This window comes from Cupriavidus sp. DL-D2 (assembly GCF_039710735.1).
Classification (GTDB): Bacteria; Pseudomonadota; Gammaproteobacteria; order Burkholderiales; family Burkholderiaceae; genus Cupriavidus.
The window spans coordinates 20923-38000 of record NZ_JBDKXK010000063.1 but is presented as its reverse complement, the minus strand read 5'-3'; the positions used below and the strand labels follow the sequence as shown (position 1 = coordinate 38000).

The following is a 17078-nucleotide window of genomic DNA, read 5'->3' as shown; positions in this document are numbered from 1 at the left end:
TCGTCTGACCGGAGCGCGCTGTTCCGTCAGATGGGCGACGGAACAGTACCCGGCCGGGGAGAGCGGACCTGCCTCTCTTTCTTCCCTTCACGCGTCCTGCAACGTTGCACATCGGCGGTTTCTCACCCGGTCGTACGGAGTTTTCCGATGCAAACGATGCAACATGCTTTTCAAGGTATCTGGCTGCCGCTGGTCACCCCTTTTCTTGGTGACGCGGTGGACCACGCGGCACTGGCGAACATGGTCGCCCGCTACCGCGCCAGTGGCCTGTCGGGACTCGTGGTCTGCGGCAGCACCGGCGAGGCCGCAGCACTCGACGAAGCCGAGCAACTGGCGGTACTCGATACCGTGCTCGGCGCTGCCGGCGACATGCCCGTGACGATGGGCCTGGCCGGTAACCATCTCGGCAATGTCCTGGCCCGGCTCGACCGGCTTGGCAACTTCCCGCTGGCGGGAGTGTTGGCACCGGCGCCGTACTACATCCGCCCGTCGCAGGCGGGGCTGCTCGACTATTTCCGTCGCCTGGCCGATGCGTCGCGTGCGCGGCTGGTGCTCTATGACATCCCGTACCGCACGGGCGCCACGCTGACCCTGGATACGCTGCTGCAATTGGCCGACCATGACAATATCGTCGCCATCAAGGATTGCGGCGGCAACGTGCAGACCACGCAGGCGCTGATCGACGATGGCCGCCTGGCCGTGCTGGCCGGCGAGGATCTTCAGATGCTGAATACGCTGGAGCGGGGCGGGCAGGGCGCGATCATTGCGTCAGCCCATGTTCGCCCCGAGCTGTTCGTGGCGATCTGGCGGGCGATGCGCGAAGGCCGGATCGACGAGGCACATCGCCTGTTCGATGCGCTGGTACCACTGATGCAGGCCCTGTTCGCGGAACCGAACCCTGGGCCGGTCAAGGCGCTGCTGGCGCAGCAAGGCTGGTTGCGCAACAGCCTGCGCGCGCCGATGACGGCGGCATCGTTTCCCCTCGCGGCACAGTTGGCGGCGCTGCACGAGGGGTTGGATGTGGTGTTTGCGTGAAGCGTTCGTGCTCCTCCCCTCGGTTTTGCTCCCCTCTCCCGCGAAGTGGGAGAGGGGAGCAAACCAGAAGCAGGTTGGAGCCTTCACCCCACCGCAAACGCCTTCTTCGCTGCCTCGATCGTCGTGGCAATGATTGCGTCGTCATGCTTCGCCGACACGAACCCGGCTTCGAATGCCGACGGTGCCAGATAGACGCCTTCGTTGAGCATCGCGTGGAAGAAGCGGTTGAAGCGGCCCACGTCGGCCTTCGTGACCTCTGCGAAGCTGGCCGGAATCTCGTTGGTGAAATACAGGCCGAACATGCCGCCGATGGCGTCGGCGGAGAACGGCACGCCGGCGGCGCGGGCGGCGGCGGTCAGGCCGTCGGTCAGCTTGCGCGTCTGCGTGGCGAGTCGATCGTAGAAGCCGGGCGCCTGGATCAGTTTCAGCGTGGTCAGGCCAGCGGCCACGGCCAGCGGGTTGCCGGACAGCGTGCCGGCCTGGTAGACGCCGCCCAGCGGTGCCAGCTTGGCCATGATGTCGCGGCGGCCGCCGAAGGCTGCGGCGGGCATGCCACCGCCGATGACCTTGCCAAGGCAGGTCATGTCCGGCTGGATGCCGTAGTGCGCCTGCGCGCCGCCCAGTGCCACACGGAAGCCGGTCATCACTTCGTCGAAGATCAGCACGGCACCGTGCTCGCTGCACAGGTTGCGCATGCCTTGCAGGAACGCCTCGCTGGCGCGCACCAGGTTCATGTTCCCGGCCACCGGTTCGACGATGACCGCGGCGATCTCGCCCTTGTGCTTGGCGAATGCCTCTTCCAGTTGCGCGACGTTGTTGTACTCCAGCACCATCGTGTGGCGCGTCACGTCGGCGGGCACACCGGCCGAGGACGGGGCGTTCTGCGTGGTGTCGGCAAACGTCAGCAGGCCCGAGCCGGCCTTGACCAGCAGGCTGTCCGCGTGACCGTGATAGCAGCCCTCGAACTTGACGATCAGGTCACGACCCGTGAACCCGCGCGCCAGCCGCAGCGCGCTCATGGTGGCCTCGGTGCCCGACGACACCAGCCGCACCTGCTCGATCGACGGCACAAGTTTGCAGATCTCCTCGGCCATCACGATCTCGGCCTCGGTCGGCGCGCCGAACGAGAAGCTCTGGACGGCGGTCTCCTGCACGGCGCGTACCACATCGGGATGGGCGTGGCCGACGATCATCGGGCCCCAGGAGCCGATGTAGTCGATGTATTGCTGACCATCCGCATCCCACATGTAGGCGCCATCGGCCCGGGTGATGAAGCGCGGCGTGCCACCCACGGAGCGGAAGGCGCGCACGGGCGAGTTGACGCCGCCGGGAATGGTTTGCTGGGCGCGGTCGAAGAGCTGTTGGTTTCGGGACATGGGAATCGGTTCGGGAAAATTCAGAGGATAGACGGGCGTCCGGCGGTGACAGGGGCGCATGCGGCGGGGCCAACTGGCCGGAAATCCAGCAAATCGGGTCCAAAAGGGTGCCGTTCGAACGGCATCTCCCCGCTAAATTGCGCGAACGCGGCGATATCGGGCCAACTACGCGGTTTCATGGGTGGCGTCATCGGCGCTGATTGGGTACCATCATGCGCTGGATTTTAATGGAGAGTGGCAAGCGCCTGCATATATGGAATACAAGACTTGGATGTGCCTGATCTGCGGCTGGATTTACGACGAGGCTGCCGGCGCGCCGGAAGATGGCATCGCCCCGGGGACCAAATGGGAAGACGTGCCCATCAACTGGACCTGCCCGGAATGCGGGGCACGCAAGGAAGATTTCGAGATGGTTGCGATCTGACGCAAACCTTCTACTGTTCGTCGCGCCGAAGCGACAGAACGGCAGGTGGCGCCGGAATGTCCGGAGTGTCCGGATTGACGGCCCCACCTTGAATCGTCACACTCTGCGGCAAAACTGAGCATACGTCCGGCCATCTGGCACCGGGCGTGGCTTGCAGTAAAAGAACATCGAAAACATTGCAGTGTCGGCAGCGCGTTCGGGTACGCGCCGCCACCGGCAAGCCTTGTCAGGGCTACCGGGATTTTGATTGGGAATACGGTAATCGGGGGCCGCCGGCGCGTGCATTGCGCATTGCCGTGCGGAAGTTCTCAAGTGAATGCCGACGCCTGTCGCAATTTCAGGCAGTTGGCCGCGGGAACAAGATGCGGGTCAATCCTACTGAACAAGACACGTCTGTCGATGGGGTCGATGGCGGCGGCATGGCCGGCGTCAGCGACACCGGCGCGCCACGCAAGGCCGCCACGAAGGTGCTCGTGATCGACGACTCCAGCACCATCCGCCGCACCGCGGAAATCTTCCTGACGCAGGCAGGCTTCCGGGTCATGCTGGCCGAGGACGGCTTCGAGGCGCTCGCCAAGGTTGGCGACCTGCGCCCGGACGTCATCTTCTGCGACATCCTCATGCCGCGTCTCGACGGCTACCAGACCTGCTCCCTCATCAAGAAAAGCCCGCGCTTCCACGCCATCCCCGTGATCATGCTGTCGTCCCGCGATGGCGTGTTCGACCGATCGCGCGGGCGGCTCGTGGGCGCCCATAACCATCTTGCCAAGCCATTTTCCCGCGAAGCCCTGCTGGAGGCGGTGCAAACCTGCCTGGGCGGCTGCGTGGCGGAAGAGGGCGCGGCCGAGGCGGCATGATCCTGCCGCCGCAGCATTCAGGAATACAACAATGACCATCAGCAAAATCCTCATCGTCGACGATTCGCCTACCGAAGCCCTGTTCATGTCCGACCTGCTCGGCAAGAAGGGCTTCAAGGTCTCGGTAGCTGGCAACAGCGACCAGGCCCTGGCCCGGCTGGAAGCGGACACCTTCGACCTGATCCTGATGGACGTGGTGATGCCCGGCCAGAACGGCTACCAGACCACGCGCGCCATCAAGCGCGACGACCGCTTCAAGGACATCCCCGTCATCATGTGCACCAGCAAGGGCCTGGAGACGGACCGCATCTGGGGCATGCGACAGGGCGCGTCGGACTACATCGTCAAGCCCGTGGATGGCGAAGAACTGCTGACGAAGATCGCCGCGCTGACCCACTGAGCCCGAGCCACGAGCCCGAGCCGCTCTCGGGCTTTATTGCTGGCTTCCGGCCAGCCCTTGCCTCACGACCCGCTTCACCGGGACCCCGATCATGAATGCGCCGCGCCAGGACATCCGAGCCCGACAGACCCGACTGCATGACTACCAGGCCATGCTGGCCCGACGCCTGCGCGAGGCGCGCAGCATGCCGGCCGTGGACAGCTACCTCGGCGTGCTGGTGGGGCAACGCCACTGGCTGCTGCCGCTGACCGAAACCGGCGAAGTGCTGGAGATGCGCGCGCCAGCGCCCGTGCCGCTGACCCAGCCGTGGTATCGCGGCCTGGTCAACGCGCGGGGCAACCTGCTTGGCGTGATCGATTTCAGCCTGTTTGGCGGCGAGGGTCCGACGCCAGTGCAGCCCGGCAGCAAGATCGTGGTGTTGTCGCGGCACGTGGAACGGGCCTGCGGGATCATCGCCACACGCGTGGTGGGCCTGCGCCACGCGGTGGACCTGACGCCGTCCGCGCAGTCCCCCGAGGGCGATGCCTGGCACGGCGCGCCGCTGGTGGATCGCGACGGGCGCGACTGGCGGGTACTGGACATCGGCCGGTTGCTCGACGCACCCGCCTTTCTCCAGGTGGGCCGCAGCGCGGCCTGACCGGCCGGGCGGACACACCAAGAACAATCGAATAACGCAAGAAAACGAACAGAGGGTTGCTATGGTTATCAAGAAGATCAGCCTGGGTCGCCGCACCTCGGCCGCTGGTGGGGCCGGTGGCTCGGCGAATGCCGACGCGCCGCACACTTCGGTATTCGCCAAGGCGGCCAGCAAGACGGGTGGTCTGGGCCAGAGTCCGGCCGGGCAGATGTCGGGCTGGCTGACCAACATGCCGTTCGCGTCGCAACAGCGTGCGCTGACGGCGGGCGTGGTGGTGTCGCTGCTGGCCCTGCTGGCCTCGGTCTATCTTGATAACCGGCAGGCTACCAACGGCGCGGCGCAGATCGAAATCACCGGCAACATGCTGATGCATTCGCAGCGTCTGGGCAAGGCGGTGCCGGTGGCGTTGCTCGGTAACGCGCAGGCATTCACGCAGCTGCGCCAGTCGAAGGAGCAGATGACGGCCGACTTGCTCGCGCTGCAGAACGGCAGCGACGAGATGCACGTGCGCGCGACAACGGGCGAGGCCGTGCCGCTGCTCGATAAAGCGCAGACGTCGTGGAAGCGCTCCGAAAAGAGCGCGGCCGACGTGCTGGCCCAGCAGCCCATCCTGACCACGATCGGCCAGACGCTGCAGATCTTCAATGCATCGAACCCCGAGCTGCTCGAAGCCGCCGAGCAGGTGGCGGCGATCAAGCTCCAGGCGGGCTCGAATACCCGCGAGGTGGCTGCGTCCGCGCAGCTTGTGATGCTGACGCAGCGCCTGGGCAAGAACCTGAACGAGTTCCTTTCCGGCGAAGGCGTGAACCCGGAGACGGCGTTCCTGCTGGGCAAGGACACCAACACCTTCCGCGAAACGCTGGACGGCCTGACCAACGGCTCCGAGGCGCTGCGCCTGTCGCCGGCCAACGATGCCGAGACGCGCACGTACCTGAAGCAGCTTTCGGAGCGATTCGAGGCGGTGCAGAAGACCACGCAGACCATCCTGCAAAACCTGCCGGGCCTGATTGCTGCCAAGCGCGCGCAGCAGCAGATCTTCAACGACAACGAAGCCCTGCGCGGCGAACTGTCGCAACTGCAGACCACGTATGCCGAGGGCGCGCGGTTCCGACCGTGGACGCTGGGCGCGATGATCGCCTCCGCGGTGGCCACGCTGCTGTGCCTGGCCGGGCTGGCGGCGCTGTACCTGCGCGATTCGCGCGTCCGTACACTGGAAGCCGAGGCGCGCGAACGCGAGGCCGAAGCCCGTCGTCTCGACGAAAAGCGCAACAACGACACCACCCAGAAGGCCATTCTGCAACTGATGAACGAACTGCAGGACATCGCCGACGGCGACCTGACACGCCAGGCCACGGTGACCGAAGACATCACCGGCGCCATTGCCGACTCGGTGAACTACACGGTGGAAGAACTGAAGGAACTGGTGGGCCGCGTGCAGCAGACCGCCGGGGAAGTGCAGACCGCTTCGTCGCAGGTGCAGGAGACCTCGGTCCAGCTGGCCGCGACGACCGAGGAACAGACGCGCCAGATCCGACAGACCGGCGAGTCCGTCGTGGAGATGGCGGATCGCATCACGCAAGTATCGCGCGGCGCAGCCGAATCGGCCAATGTGGCGCGCGCCTCGCTGGCCGCTGCCGAACAGGGCCAGAACGCGGTGCAGAACGCCATCGCGGGTATGAACGGCATCCGCGAGCAGATCCAGGAAACCTCGAAGCGGATCAAGCGGCTGGGCGAATCGTCGCAGGAGATCGGTGAAATCGTCGAACTGATTTCGGACATTACCGAGCAGACCAACGTGCTGGCACTGAACGCTGCCATCCAGGCGGCGTCCGCGGGTGAAGCGGGTCGCGGGTTCTCGGTGGTGGCCGAAGAAGTGCAGCGCCTGGCTGAACGTTCGGGCGAAGCTACCAAACAGATTGGCGCCCTGATCCGCACGATTCAGACCGATACGCAGGACGCGGTCCACGCCATGGAGCAGAGCACGGCCGGCGTGGTCGAAGGGGCACGCCTCTCGGACAACGCCGGTGCCGCACTGGTGGAGATTGGCCGCGTGTCGCGCCAGTTGGCCGAGCTGATCGAGCAGATCTCGCAGACCACGTCGCACGAGGCCGGTCTGGCCACCAACGTGGCGCACCACATCGAAGGCATCCTGGAGGTCACGGCCCAGACGACGGCCGGTACGCGCCAGACCGCTACCTCGGTGCGCCAGCTGACGGCGCTGACCGAAGAACTCCGTAACTCGGTATTGCGATTCAAGATCGCCTGAGGCGGGCCCGTTACCTAACGGGCACACCGGAACTCGTCATGTCCTTGCATTCAACAGTTACCAGCGACGTGGCCGATCCGGCCGCTTCGCAACCGCCCGTAGCCGCCGAGCATGAGCCACTGATCCCGGCGGCTCCGCCGGCCGCGCCGCTGCGCGACCTTTCCGTGCTGGCCTGGCTGGCGCCGAGCCTGCGCACGGCGCTCGACGATGCAGCGGCCGAGTTGGGCCACTATGTCGACGAGATCCGCCAGACGCCCGAGGCGCTGGGCGCGCGCGACACCACCTCGCTGCGCCTGGCGGGCCAGCAATTGCATCAGGCCGCTGGCGCGGTGCATATCGTCGGCCTGCGCGGCGTGGATGCCTATTGCCAGGCGCTGCGCCGGTTGCTGGAAGCGGTCGATACGAGTGCCGTGCCTGCCGATGCCGGCACACTGGCGGTGTTTCGCACAGGCGTGCAGGCACTGGCGGAATATGTGGACGACCTGATGGCCGGCGACGCGGAAGATCCGTTGCGCCTGTTCCAGCCCTATGCCGCCGCGCTGTCCTTGATAAAGGAAGAGCGCATCCATCCGGCCGACCTCTGGGGCGAAGAGTTGCAGATGCTGCCCGGCATCGTGCTGCCCACGCTTTCGGCGTCGGCGGTCACGCGTGCGCGCCAGCGTTTCGAAGCCGCGCTGCTCAAGGCGCTTCGGCTGCCTACCCCATGCACGGACGCTTCGCTGCTGCGTGAAGCGTGGCTGCCGCTGCAGGCGGCACTCGACGAAGTACGCCATCACGAACAGGACGCCCGCCGCACGACCGATACGCCCGATCGTGGCATCTGGCACACGCTGGCCATGGTGTTCCGGGCCCTGGCGCATGGCCTGCTGCCGTCGGACCTGCTCGCCAAGCGATTTGCCGCGCGCGTGCACCTGTTGGTGCGCCAGTACCTGCAAGGCCAGGTTCGCGTGCCGCAGGCTCTGCTCAACGATGCGGTGTTCTTCCTCGTCAATACCGGCCTGACACCCGATGGTGATCCTGCTACGACGCCGCCTGCGACGCAGGCGTCCATCGGCGTGCTGCGTGCGGACATCACGCGCTCGCTCCAGGCCTTCCGTGTGGATGCAGCGCACGCGGTGGCGCGGGCCGATTTCCAGCAGCGTTACTACGGCTGGCTCGATCCGATCGATACCCGCAACCTCCAGCACGCGGCCACTGCCATCGGCCGTGCCGCCAGTGACGATCAGTCAGGCTGGGAACTGGCGCTGGCCTCGCTGGCCGAGGCGGCGATGCCGCTGGCCCAGCCCGCGCTGCAACAATGTCTGACGGCCGCCGCCGCGTATGCAGGACAGCGTCCTGCCGGCGATGCGCTAGGCCGCGCCGGCGTGGCGCTGTTCCTGTCGCGCGCACTCGCCATGCCGTGGCGCGTGCATGGCAAGTCCGGCCACATCGCCGCACGGATCTTTGCGGAGCAGTGCGCGATCCTGGAAGGCGCTTTGGGCGATGCTGCTGCCACCGCGCCGGACTGGCTGGCGGAGATGGTGCAGGTGGCTGGCGCCCAGGCGCAACGTGCCGAAGCCGTGTCCCAGTTGCGTGCACAGCTTGACAGCGGGGAATCGTGGCTTGATACGTATGACCGCAATGCGGCGCGTGCCGATGCGCCGCAAGCGCTGGATGACGCTGCCCAGGCTTTCGGGGCATTGCTGGCGACGCTGGAAAATATCCATGGCAGCGCGGCCATGCCCGAAGGTGCCGACGAGCCTGCCGACGCCGCGCTGGCAGCCGCACGCTCTGTGATGGGGCGGCTGGCCGTGCTGCGCGAGACCGAACACGAGACCGCCCGCGTCGATCAGCTTTCCGACATCGCGGCCGAGCTGGGCGCGGTCCATTCGTTCGCGGACCTGCTCGAATTTGGCCGCAAGCCCGGTGCCGATGCGGAGGACGATCCCTTGGCATGGATTGCCTCGGAGCATGAGAGTCTGCCGCAGGGTACGCTCGGCGCGGCCCGGAGCGCCGCCATGGATGCGATCCGCGTGGCGGCTGCCGCCGATTCTCCCGAAATTCAGCGGCTGCGCGCCGCACTGCAGGCTGTGGCCGACCATGCCACCATCGACGATAACGCCACGCTGCGCCGCCAGGCCAGCGAGGCGGCGACGCAACTGAACGCCTGGCTGGCCGGCAGCGATTCCGCCGCCGAGCGTCTGGTTGTGGCACTGGCCGATCCGATACCTGCTGCAGCTGCGCCGGCCGCACCGCTGCCGATGACGGCACCCGTGCCGGTCGATGCGGCGGCCATCGACGCAGAACTGCTCGAGATCTTCCTGTTCGAGGCCGAGGAAGTGCTCGGCAACATCGCTGCCGATATGGCGGGTGGCATCGACGCGCTGGGCGATGCCGACGCGCTGAGCCGCCTGCGCCGCGCGTTCCATACCTTGAAGGGCTCCAGCCGCATGGTGGGCCTGAATCGGTATGGCGAAGCGGCGTGGGCTGTGGAACAGGTGATGAACCTGTGGATCGCCGAGGGTCGCGCTCCGCTGCCGGCATTGCTGACGCTGCTGAACCAGGCGCATGACCTGCTGCGCGAATGGGCGCTGGCGCTGCGCGACGATTCGTCCACGCTGCGTGATATCGCGGCATTGGTGGATGCGGCGCAGGGCGTGCGCGAGCCGGGTTCGGTTCAGGCGGTGCCGGAATCCAGGTCCATCGATGCTGTGGATGCTATCTCTGCCGGGGATCCGCTCGATGCCCTGCTGGCCGAGGCCGAAGCCATCGAGATTCCAGCCCTGCCCGATGAACCGATCGTTCCGGAGGGCAACGCCGACATCGACAGCAACGTGCTGCCGTTCCGCCTTGGTGGTGGGCTGGCCGACGAGGACGATCACTACAAGGTTATCGGCCCGGTTCGCATCGGGCTGGCGCTCTATAACGTCTATTTGCAGGAAGCCGACGATCTGCTGCGGCAGTTCGCCACGGATCTCTCCGAGTGGAAGCACGAGAACCATCCGTGCCCGAGCGAACTCGCGCTGCGCGTGGCACACACGCTGCAGGGCAGCGCTTCGACAGTCGGCCTGACACCGGTGCGCGATATCGCCGAGGCGCTGGAGCAACTGCTGTTGCTGCTGGGCCGTCATCCGGTGGTGATGCATCCGGCCGACTTCCGTCTGCTCGATATGGCCGTGGACAGCCTGCGCGCGATGCTGCACCAGTTCGCTGCCGGCATCTGGCCCGATGCGGATCCGTCGCTGTGTCGCGACCTGAACGATTTTGGCGAACGCGCGCTGGTGCGTCCGCGTGCGGCGGTGCCGCCCGAGCAGTCCGCCGGGCAGGAGGGCTCTGTCTCGCAGTTGTTTGGCAGCCAGCCGCCGTCGCCTGTGTCGCCGCTGCCCGAGATCGACAATGCGGCGCAAGCGCCCGCGCCCGGGTTGCCGCCGGTGAAGCTGACGCCTGTGGTGTCGCTCCCGCCGATCGTGCCGACTCCGGCTGCCATCACCCCGGTCACGGAAGTCCATGACGCGGTGGTGATCACGATGCCGACGCCGCGCCACGATTCCGTTGCCGTGGCACACGTATCGGCCAGCTCGCCCGATGTTCCAGAGACGCTGCCCGAGGTGCCGACCGATGCCTCGTCGCTCGACCCCGCACTCGTCGAGATCTTCCTCGAAGAAGCGCAGGGTGCCTTGCCGGATCTTGGCAAGCTGGTGCGGACGTGGGAAGCCTCGCCCGAGGAGTTGCAGCAGGGCGGGTTGATCCTGCGCGGGCTGCACACGCTCAAGGGCAGCGCCCGCATGGCCGGGGCAATGGCGCTGGGCCAGGCAGCGCACGAAATGGAAACGCTGCTGGATGCCAGCGTGCGCGGCCAGCGCGTGACCCCCGACTTGTTCGGCAAGCTCTACGCCTGGTACGACCGCATCCTGGCGCACGTCGAGGCATTGCAGAACGGCCAGTTGCTGCCGGTGGACGATGCGGACGTGGTGAACGGACTTGTCGCTGCCGCGCCGGAGCCAGCTTCTCCATCGCAGGCGCTGGTGCCAACGCAGGTCATCGCGCCGCCATCGATCCAGCCCGTCGTGGCGCTGCCGACCGATGCCGAACGCCAGCGCGCGCTGGTGCGCGTGCAGGCTCGCACGCTCGATACGCTGATCAACGATGCCGGCGAAGTGGGTGCCACACGTGCCCGTCTCGACAGCGAACTGCTGGCGCTGCGCAGTTATCTTGGTGAACTGAACGACAACGTCGCGCGTCTGCGCATGCAGCTGCGCGAGATCGAAATCCAGGCCGAAACGCAGATGGCGTCGCGTATTGCGGACGCCCAGCACAACCAGGAATTCGATCCTCTCGAGTTTGACCGTTTCACGCGCTTCCAGGAACTGACGCGAATGATGGCCGAGTCGGTCAACGACGTGGCAACCGTGGAGCAGAATCTGCAGCGCGGCTTCGACCGCGCCTCGGGTGACCTCGCCGCACAGGCACGGCTGACGCGCGGGCTGCAACGCGGCCTGATGCAGGCGCGCATGGTGCAGTTCGATGCGCTGGCCGAACGGCTGTACCGTGTGGCACGCCAGTCTGCCACCGAAACCGGCAAGGAAGTGCGCCTGCTGATCAAGGGCGGTACGGTGGAAATCGACCGCTCGGTGCTGGACCGCATGGCTGGCCCCATCGAGCACTTGATCCGCAATGCCGTGGTACATGGCATCGAACCGGCGGAGACGCGTCGCGCGGTGGGCAAGTCGGCCACTGGGGCGCTGACGCTGGAAGTGCAGCAGGAAGGCAACGAGGTCGTGCTGACGTTCTTCGACGACGGCAGCGGCCTGGACCTCGGCCGCATTCGCGAGCGCGCGGTGTCGCGACATCTGCTGGCCGCCGACGAGGATGTCAGCGAGGCGCGTCTGACCGAACTGATCTTTGCGCCGGGGTTCACCACCGTCGATACGGTGTCCGAACTGGCGGGACGCGGCGTGGGCATGGACGTCGTGCGCTCGGAGACCGTGGCACTCGGCGGCCGGATTACGCTCTCTACCGAGGCAGGACGCGGCACGAGCTTCACGGTGCATCTGCCGCTGACCACGGCTATCACGCAGGTGCTGCTGGTGTCGCTGGGTGGTCGCCTGTACGCGATCCCGAGTGGCATGATCGACCAGGTCCACCAGTTGCGCGAAAAGCCGCTGCTCGATGCATACAACGCGGGCCGCTTTGCTGCCGGCGGACTGGAAGCACCGTTCTTCTACTTCGGCGCGCTACTGGAAGAAGTGGCGGCGATGGGCTCGGGCCGCAAGTATTCTCCGGTGGTGGTGGTGCGCTCGGGCGCCGAACGCGTGGCCGTGCATGTGGACGACGTGATCGGCAATCGCGAAGTGGTGGTGAAGCACATCGGCCCCCATCTGGCACGTCTGGAAGGTATCGCCGGTGCCACGACGCTGGGCGATGGCGAGATCGTGTTGATCTACAACCCGGTGGTGCTGGCCCAGCGCTGGGTACGCGAACGCGGCGAGGCATCGCCCGCCGTGCCGCTGCTGGTGGCGGGGGTGCCGCCGCAGATGGGCGCTGTGGCCGAGTTGGTCGATGCCAATACCTCGGTACCGGTCGCCGGTCTGCTGACCCAGCCAACAGTCATGGTGGTGGACGATTCGCTGACGGTGCGCAAGGCCAGCCAGCGTCTGTTGACGCGTGCGGGATACAAGGTGGTACTGGCGCGCGATGGTGTGGATGCGCTGAAGCAACTGCAGGAAGTGATGCCCGATGCCATGCTGGTCGACATCGAGATGCCGAATATGGACGGCTTCGACCTGACGCGCAACGTGCGCGCCGACAACGACACCAACCACATGCCCATCGTCATGATCACGTCGCGCACGGCAGAGAAGCACCGTCGCTACGCCGCGGAGATCGGCGTGAACGTGTACCTGGGCAAGCCGTTCAACGAGGATGAGTTGCTGCGTACGCTGCAGCAGCTGATCGGGGAAAAGGCGGAAGGGACAGCGGGGTCGGTGGCGCAGATGTTGGGGGATGCTTAAGCATTAAATCTCCCTAGTGTTTTGCTCCCCTCTCCCGTTCTGCGGGAGAGGGGCGGGGGAGAGGGCCAGCAGTTCAAATTGCGATGTGGTCGGCAAGCAGAACCGCCAGCCCTCTCCCCCAACCCCTCTCCCAGAGGGAGAGGGGAGTAAAGACCAACCGCGGCTCAATCGGCCTTCCGGTTCACCATCCTTGCCGGCACTGACAACGTCAGTGCCGCGCCCACCACCAGACACACGGCCAGCAGATACATGCCCGAGTCCGTGCTCTTGGTCAGGTCCTTCAGCCAGCCCACCGCATAGGGGCTGATGAATCCCGCCAGATTCCCCAGCGAGTTGATCAGCGCGATGCCTGCCGCAGCGCCCGTCCCGGCGAGGAACGCCGTGGGCAGGCTCCAGAACAACGGCAATGTTGTCAGGATGCCGATGGTGGCCAGCGTCAGCGCGATCATGGCCATCGTCGTATCGCCGTGCCATTGCACCGACAGCACCAGACCCAGCGCGCCCAGCAGGGCCGGGATTGCAATGTGCCAGCGGCGCTCGCCGCGACGGTCAGCGCTGTAGGCCACCACGATCATGCCGATCACCGCGCAGCCGTAAGGAATCGCCGTCAGCAGGCCCACATCGAGTGCGCCTTTGACGCCGGTCTGTTTGATGATCGTCGGCAGCCAGAAGCTCACGCCATACAGTCCCATCACGAAGCTGAAGTAGATCGCGCTCATCAGCCAGACGCGTGGGCTAAACAGCACGGTACGGATGGGCGGATCTTCCTTGTGCTGGTCTTCGGCTGCGATATTGCGTTCGAGCAGCGCCTTTTCCTCCTCGGTCAGCCACTTTGCGTGCCGGATGCGGTCATCGAGGCGCACCAGCACCCAGATGCCGACGAGCACCGACGGAATGCCTTCGATCAGGAACATCCATTGCCAGCCCGACCAGCCGTTATGGCCGTCGAAGTTCTGCATGATCCAGCCCGACAGCGGCCCGCCGATCACGCCCGACAGCGCAATGGCCGTCATGAAGAACGTGGTGGTGCGACCGCGACGATTGGCCGGATACCAGTAGGTCAGGTACAGGATGATGCCGGGGAAGAAACCCGCCTCGGCGATACCGAGCAGAAAGCGCAGCACGTAGAACATCGTCGGCGTGGTGACGAACATCATCGCCGCCGAGATCAGGCCCCAGGTAATCATGATCCGCGCAATCCAGATGCGCGCGCCTACCTTGTGCAGGATGACGTTGCTCGGCACCTCGAACAGGAAGTAGCCGATGAAGAAGATGCCTGCGCCCAGCCCGTAGATGGTCTCGCTGAACTGCAGGTCGTTGAGCATCTGCAGCTTGGCAAAGCCTACGTTCACGCGGTCCAGATAGGCCACGACATAGCAGAGCAGCAGGAAGGGGACGAGGCGCCAGCTCACCTTGCGGTAGGTGGCGTCTTCGAAGGCGGCGTCATGCGCACCGGCATGGGATGCGGTGGAAGTCATGGGTGTCTCCTTTCTCGGTTTGTCCGATTTTTTGTTGTACTGCCGGGATACTTCCGGGGTGCTACCAACGAACGGTCAGACGCAGCGACCGCCGTCCACTTCGATGCAGGTGCCGGTGATGAAGTTGGCGTCGTCCGAGGCCAGGTAGAGGCAGGCGTTGGCAACGTCCTGCGGCGTGGACATGCGGCCCATCGGAATCGTGGCGAGGAATTTCGCGCGATTCTCGGGTGTGTCGGGGACGCCCATGAACTGCTCCAGCAGGCCCGTAGCGCCGATCACCGGGTTGACGCAGTTGACGCGGATATTGTCGGGACCGAGTTCCGCAGCCATGGCCTTGCTGGCCACGATCACGGCGCCCTTGCTGCCGTTGTACCAGACCAGCCCCGGACGCGGCCGGATGCCGGCGGTGGATGCAACGTTCACGAAGTTGCCGCCGCCGTGCTGCCGGAAATGCGGGATGAAGTGTTGGGCCGACCAGTAGATGCTCTTGACGTTGACCGCATAGACGCGGTCGAAGTCTTCCTCGGTGATGTCGAGGATCGGCTTGTTGCGGTGGGTGGTGCCCGCGTTGTTGACCACGCAGTGCACGCGGCCAAACGCGGCGATGGTGGCATCGCGCATCGCGGCTACGTCGTCGCCATGCGAGACATCGGCCCGCACGGCGCGCGCCTGGCCGCCCACATCGCGAATGGCGGACGCCACGCGCTCCGCGGCGTCGAGGTTCAGGTCGGCCACCATCACGCTGGCGCCTTCGCGCGCAAACGTGTGTGCGATGCCTTCTCCGAAACCCGAGCCGCCGCCCGTCACTACCGCTACCTTGCCAGCCAGTCTGGTCATTGCCTGTCTCCTGTCTTGGTGAAGGCCCGGCGCGGTCTGTCGTCTATTGCCTGGTGCCGCACTGCGGGCGGAACAACGTTGATAAACGCAAAAACAAAAAAGAACGATGGGTTAGAACGGTCCCTTGTTACGCAAGGCGTTGCCGACCATCATGATCGCCAGCAGAAACGGCAGTGCCACGTAGAGGCACCAGTGGACGCGGTCGCCCACGGTCTCGCCCCATTTGCGCTTGAAGATCTGGAGGCGGGGCATGCCCGACGGATTCGTCGCGCGCTTGGCCCGGACATGCCATGCCATCCAGAAAAAGAAGATGGCGAAGGCGACCGAGAGGAAATTGATGTTACCCATGCTGAATGGCGATAGTTTTCAAAGTGGTGAATCCGTACAGGGCTTCAAAGCCCTTTTCACGGCCGTAGCCTGAATGGCCTGTGCCGCCGAACGGCAGCTCGACGCCGCCGCCGGCGCCATAGTTGTTGATGAAGACTTGCCCTGCGCGCAGCTTGCGCGCCAGGCGCATCTGCCGCGCACCGTCGCGCGTCCAGACGCCCGCCACCAGCCCGTAGGCGGTGCCATTAGCCATGCGGACGGCTTCGTCCTCGGTGTCGAACGGCATGGCTGCCAGCAGCGGGCCGAAGACTTCTTCCTGCGCCAGCCGATGCGTGGGTGGCACGTCGCGGAACAACATCGGCACCTGGTAGTAACCGGACTCCGGCGCCTCGCCCACGATCTGGCCCTGCGCCATGACCGAAATGCCGGCGTGCTGCGCATCGGATACGAAATCCCACACGCGTTGCTGCTGCTTGCGGCTGATCAGCGGGCCGCATTCCAGATCGAGTTCAGACGGGCCCACGCGCAGAGATTCGAACACGCCCGACAGGCGGTCCAGCAGTGCCTCGTAGACCGGGCGCTCCACCAGCAGGCGGCTGCCGGCCGAACAGGTCTGGCCGGCATTCTGCACGATGCCGTTGACCACCACGGGCAGCAGGGCGTCGAGGTCGGCATCCGCAAAGACTACTTGCGGCGATTTTCCGCCTAGTTCGAGTGTCACGGGCACGTGGTTCTCGGAAGCCAGTTGCGAGACCAGCTTGCCGGTCTGCGGCGATCCGGTGAACGAAATGTGATTGATGCCAGGATGGCGGGCCAATGCAGCGCCAGCCTCGTGGCCGTAGCCGGTGACGATGTTCAGCGCGCCTTCGGGCAGGCCAACTTCGGCGGCCAGTTCGGCCACGCGCAGGATCGACAGGCAGGCATCCTCGGCAGGCTTGACCACGCAGGCGTTGCCGGTGGCCAGCGCCGCGCCGACGCTGCGTCCGAAGATCTGCAGCGGATAGTTCCAGGGAATGATGTGGCCGGTCACGCCGTGCGCCTCGCGCACGGTCAGAACGGTGTAGCCAGCCTGGTAGGGGATGGTCTGGCCGTGCAGCTTGTCGGCTGCACCCGCGTAGAACTCGAAATAGCGGGCCACGGCGCGGGCGTCGGCGCGAGCCTGGCGCAGCGGCTTGCCCGTGTCGCGGGCTTCCAGCGCGGCCAGTTCGTCCTCGTGCTCCATCAGCTTGACGGCCAGGCGGTTCAGCAGGCGGACGCGGTCGGCCGGGTTCATCGTGCCCCAGGCGCCTTCGGCGGCCTGGCGGGCGGCGTGGACGGCCACGCTGATATCGGTGGCGTTGCCCCGGGCGATCTCGGCAAAGGGCTGGCCGCTGGAGGGATCGAACACCTTGATGCGCAGGCCAGAATCGGGGGCGATCAGGCGATTGGCGACGAAATGCTGGGCGTGCATG

General features: G+C 65.8%; 12 protein-coding genes. 7 read left to right on the top strand and 5 right to left on the bottom strand.

Features of this window, described 5'->3' with window-relative positions:
• Positions 1 to 147: 147 nt before the first annotated feature.
• Positions 148 to 1035, top strand: a complete 888-nt coding sequence (gene dapA, locus ABDB81_RS25000) for a 4-hydroxy-tetrahydrodipicolinate synthase (protein ID WP_160471620.1) — start codon at positions 148 to 150, stop codon at positions 1033 to 1035.
• An 83-nt stretch (positions 1036 to 1118) separates the two neighbouring features.
• On the opposite strand, the gene hemL is transcribed toward dapA, so the two are convergent.
• Entirely contained in the window at positions 1119 to 2411 is a 1293-nt protein-coding gene (gene hemL / locus ABDB81_RS24995) for a glutamate-1-semialdehyde 2,1-aminomutase (RefSeq protein ID WP_137926684.1), read from the bottom strand.
• Positions 2412 to 2664: 253 nt separating this feature from the next.
• Here hemL and ABDB81_RS24990 point away from each other — a divergent pair, with 253 nt between their 5' ends.
• From ABDB81_RS24990 to ABDB81_RS24965, 6 genes are all read left to right on the top strand, one after another.
• On the top strand, positions 2665 to 2835 hold the full coding sequence (locus ABDB81_RS24990) for a rubredoxin (protein WP_008644874.1): 171 nt from the start codon (positions 2665 to 2667) through the stop codon (positions 2833 to 2835).
• Between the two features lie 419 nt (positions 2836 to 3254).
• On the top strand, positions 3255 to 3692 hold the full coding sequence (locus ABDB81_RS24985) for a response regulator (protein WP_202126732.1): 438 nt from the start codon (positions 3255 to 3257) through the stop codon (positions 3690 to 3692).
• Positions 3693 to 3723: 31 nt separating this feature from the next.
• Positions 3724 to 4092, top strand: a complete 369-nt coding sequence (locus ABDB81_RS24980; RefSeq protein WP_137926683.1) for a response regulator — start codon at positions 3724 to 3726, stop codon at positions 4090 to 4092.
• 91 nt (positions 4093 to 4183) lie between these two features.
• Positions 4184 to 4729, top strand: coding sequence for a chemotaxis protein CheW (locus ABDB81_RS24975; RefSeq protein ID WP_137926682.1), 546 nt, complete (start codon positions 4184 to 4186; stop codon positions 4727 to 4729).
• Between the two features lie 61 nt (positions 4730 to 4790).
• Positions 4791 to 6995 carry a methyl-accepting chemotaxis protein gene (locus ABDB81_RS24970; RefSeq protein ID WP_137926681.1) on the top strand — a complete coding sequence of 735 codons (2205 nt, stop codon included), beginning with the start codon at positions 4791 to 4793 and terminating at the stop codon, positions 6993 to 6995.
• A 38-nt stretch (positions 6996 to 7033) separates the two neighbouring features.
• A complete protein-coding gene (locus ABDB81_RS24965; RefSeq protein WP_346813890.1) occupies positions 7034 to 12985 on the top strand; it encodes an Hpt domain-containing protein in 5952 nt (1983 codons plus the stop codon).
• A 164-nt stretch (positions 12986 to 13149) separates the two neighbouring features.
• On the opposite strand, the gene ABDB81_RS24960 is transcribed toward ABDB81_RS24965, so the two are convergent.
• The 4 genes from ABDB81_RS24960 to ABDB81_RS24945 all read right to left on the bottom strand — a co-directional run bounded on the left by ABDB81_RS24960 (position 13150) and on the right by ABDB81_RS24945 (position 17077).
• Positions 13150 to 14463 (bottom strand): MFS transporter, encoded by a 1314-nt coding sequence (locus tag ABDB81_RS24960; RefSeq protein ID WP_160471626.1) that lies wholly within the window; start codon positions 14461 to 14463, stop codon positions 13150 to 13152.
• Positions 14464 to 14538: 75 nt separating this feature from the next.
• Entirely contained in the window at positions 14539 to 15300 is a 762-nt protein-coding gene (locus ABDB81_RS24955; protein WP_346813889.1) for an SDR family oxidoreductase, read from the bottom strand.
• A gap of 111 nt (positions 15301 to 15411) precedes the next feature.
• On the bottom strand, positions 15412 to 15648 hold the full coding sequence (locus ABDB81_RS24950) for a hypothetical protein (RefSeq protein WP_137926677.1): 237 nt from the start codon (positions 15646 to 15648) through the stop codon (positions 15412 to 15414).
• Positions 15641 to 17077, bottom strand: a complete 1437-nt coding sequence (locus ABDB81_RS24945) for an aldehyde dehydrogenase family protein (protein ID WP_137926676.1) — start codon at positions 17075 to 17077, stop codon at positions 15641 to 15643. Before ABDB81_RS24945 ends, ABDB81_RS24950 begins: the two co-directional genes overlap by 8 nt.
• Between the last annotated feature and the right edge of the window lies 1 nt (position 17078).

What these genes read in the sequence shown, in the direction of transcription:
- dapA (WP_160471620.1), top strand. Translation starts at nt 148, where the DNA reads ATGCAAACGATGCAACATGCTTTTCAAGGTATCTGGCTGCCGCTGGTC.
- hemL (WP_137926684.1), bottom strand. Translation starts at nt 2,411, where the DNA reads ATGTCCCGAAACCAACAGCTCTTCGACCGCGCCCAGCAAACCATTCCC.
- ABDB81_RS24990 (WP_008644874.1), top strand. Translation starts at nt 2,665, where the DNA reads ATGGAATACAAGACTTGGATGTGCCTGATCTGCGGCTGGATTTACGAC.
- ABDB81_RS24985 (WP_202126732.1), top strand. Translation starts at nt 3,255, where the DNA reads ATGGCCGGCGTCAGCGACACCGGCGCGCCACGCAAGGCCGCCACGAAG.
- ABDB81_RS24980 (WP_137926683.1), top strand. Translation starts at nt 3,724, where the DNA reads ATGACCATCAGCAAAATCCTCATCGTCGACGATTCGCCTACCGAAGCC.
- ABDB81_RS24975 (WP_137926682.1), top strand. Translation starts at nt 4,184, where the DNA reads ATGAATGCGCCGCGCCAGGACATCCGAGCCCGACAGACCCGACTGCAT.
- ABDB81_RS24970 (WP_137926681.1), top strand. Translation starts at nt 4,791, where the DNA reads ATGGTTATCAAGAAGATCAGCCTGGGTCGCCGCACCTCGGCCGCTGGT.
- ABDB81_RS24965 (WP_346813890.1), top strand. Translation starts at nt 7,034, where the DNA reads ATGTCCTTGCATTCAACAGTTACCAGCGACGTGGCCGATCCGGCCGCT.
- ABDB81_RS24960 (WP_160471626.1), bottom strand. Translation starts at nt 14,463, where the DNA reads ATGACTTCCACCGCATCCCATGCCGGTGCGCATGACGCCGCCTTCGAA.
- ABDB81_RS24955 (WP_346813889.1), bottom strand. Translation starts at nt 15,300, where the DNA reads ATGACCAGACTGGCTGGCAAGGTAGCGGTAGTGACGGGCGGCGGCTCG.
- ABDB81_RS24950 (WP_137926677.1), bottom strand. Translation starts at nt 15,648, where the DNA reads ATGGGTAACATCAATTTCCTCTCGGTCGCCTTCGCCATCTTCTTTTTC.
- ABDB81_RS24945 (WP_137926676.1), bottom strand. Translation starts at nt 17,077, where the DNA reads ATGCACGCCCAGCATTTCGTCGCCAATCGCCTGATCGCCCCCGATTCT.